The sequence below is a fragment of the Saccharospirillum impatiens DSM 12546 genome (assembly GCF_000423605.1).
GTDB classification, from domain to species: domain Bacteria; phylum Pseudomonadota; class Gammaproteobacteria; order Pseudomonadales; family Natronospirillaceae; genus Saccharospirillum; species Saccharospirillum impatiens.
The window spans coordinates 1-2,157 of the sequence record NZ_AUIH01000133.1 but is presented as its reverse complement, the minus strand read 5'-3'; the positions used below and the strand labels follow the sequence as shown (position 1 = coordinate 2,157).

Below are 2,157 nucleotides of genomic sequence, written 5' to 3'. Positions count from 1 at the left end.
GGTGAGGCTTTAGAGTGCTTGTTTACAGGTACGTGGCCTGAGTTTATTCAGGTGAAGCTGCGAGAAACTGGTTTGGACGCTGAATAGTTACGATATTTTATGAGTAAGCTGAGCACCCATCGAAATTACAAGCTGGAGCGCTGAATGTCTACTCAGTCTTCTGCACTCTATCTTCTTTACAGGGGGTTCACTAATACGTATGAGCAAAACCAACAAAATCCGCCAACGATACAACCGGATAGCGCCCATGTACGACATGATGGATGCCATGATGGAAGCGCGGATGTTCAAAAAAGAGCGGCCCGCTCTGGTGCAGCAAGCATCCGGCAAGGTGCTTGAAGTGGGTGTCGGTACGGGTAAGAACCTGCCGCACTATAACGAAGATGCTGAGGTTTTTGGTATCGACTTCAGCCCTCGCATGCTGGCAAAAGCAAAACGTGTTGCAGCCGATTTAGGCAAATCCTTTCAATTGATGGAAATGGACGTGCAGACTCTGGAGTTTGCCGACAACAGTTTCGACTGTGTGGTTACTACCTGTGTGTTCTGTTCCGTGCCCGATCCGGTCAAGGGCCTGGAGGAGATCCACCGTGTGCTCAAACCCGGAGGGCAGTTAATTATGCTGGAGCATGTGCGCAGTGAGGGGCCAGTGAAAGGTAAGCTCATGGACTGGCTGAATTTCATTCCAGTGCATTTGTATGGTGCCAATATAAATCGTCGTACGGTAGATAACCTTCGGGCTGCGGGCTTCAACCATATTGAGAGTAGTGATGCCTGGTCGGATATTCTAAAGCGGATTCGGGTTGTTAAAGAGTAGTAGGGCTTAACCGGACATATATGGACGCCCGACCGTTATAAAGGCATAAAAGCCCTAACGTGGGCTTAACCAGACACCCACCTGAGTATTTGACCCTTCGATATCCATACAGTACTTTATACAGCATCATCAAAACGGGCCGTCAGGGTTAGACACTATGCCACGTTCAAGGAAAAGCCAGATTGCTCTGGAAGCCACTCCCTACTATCACTGCACTTCCCGGTGTGTGCGCCGTGCGTTCTTGTGCGGTCGTGATGAACACTCCGGTAACGACTATGAACATCGCCGCGGTTGGATTGAGCAACGTATGCAGGCTTTGGCCAACGTGTATGCTCTCGATCTCTGCGCCTACGCCGTCATGTCTAACCACTACCACATCGTACTGCATATCAATGCTGAGAAAGCCAACGCCTGGACCGATACCGAAGTCATTCAACGCTGGCATGCGCTGTATGCTGGTAATTTCCTCAGCCACAAGTATCTGGCAGGTAAAGACCTGTATGACGCGCAACTCATGGTCGTTTCAGAGCTGGTAACAGAATGGCGCGAGCGCCTGATGTCGATCAGCTGGTTTATGAGAGCCTTGAACGAAGACATCGCACGCCAGGCCAACGCAGAAGATGTTTGCACCGGCCGATTCTGGGAGGGCCGGTTCAAATCTCAGGCATTACTCGATGAAGCGGCCCTGGCAACCTGCTTGGCATATGTTGATTTAAACCCCATTCGAGCTCAAATGGCCGATGCTCCCGAGGATTCCGACTATACGTCGATAAAAGAACGAATTGATACGGCTCAAACCGAACCTGACACTGCCGAGCCAGCGCAGCCAAAACCGTTGTTTCCATTCGTAGGATACCCCCGACAGGACATGCCCTCAGGCTTACCGTTTAGGTTACAGGACTACCTGGAACTGGTTGACTGGACAGGCAGACACATTCGATCAGACAAGCGCGGAAGTATCGACCAACAGACTCCTCCGATTCTCGAACGCCTCAATATCGACGCTGAGCATTGGGTTTACAACACCCAACATTTCGAGAGTCAGTTCAAAGGTATCGTCGGCACCGTTCTTTCGATTAAAGCTCAGTGTCACCGGCTAGGGTATCAGCGAACACCTGGGCTGGCAGCTGCTACCTACTTAACCTAGCTTACCCTTTCAAAATTAACGATCAGGACACCCTGAGGCATTGCTGTGCCTGAAAATCGACATTTTGGGCCAAATATCTCATCTTTTCGATCTCGACCCTTTTTGTAGCGCGTCAACTATCTTGGCCGGTTCAGCGACAATTAACTTGGCCGGTTGCGCTGAACCTATGACGCCTGCTTTTTGGCAGACTGTTTCC

Annotated in this window: 2 protein-coding genes; both read left to right on the top strand. The window is 50.5% G+C overall.

The window, feature by feature from the left end:
- Positions 1-199: 199 nt before the first annotated feature.
- Positions 200-814: a class I SAM-dependent methyltransferase gene (locus G565_RS0120820; RefSeq protein WP_028672524.1), complete on the top strand. Its 615-nt coding sequence runs from the start codon at positions 200-202 to the stop codon at positions 812-814.
- Between the two features lie 157 nt (positions 815-971).
- Positions 972-1,961, top strand: coding sequence for a transposase (locus G565_RS0120815; protein ID WP_028672523.1), 990 nt, complete (start codon positions 972-974; stop codon positions 1,959-1,961).
- The last annotated feature ends 196 nt before the right edge of the window (positions 1,962-2,157 follow it).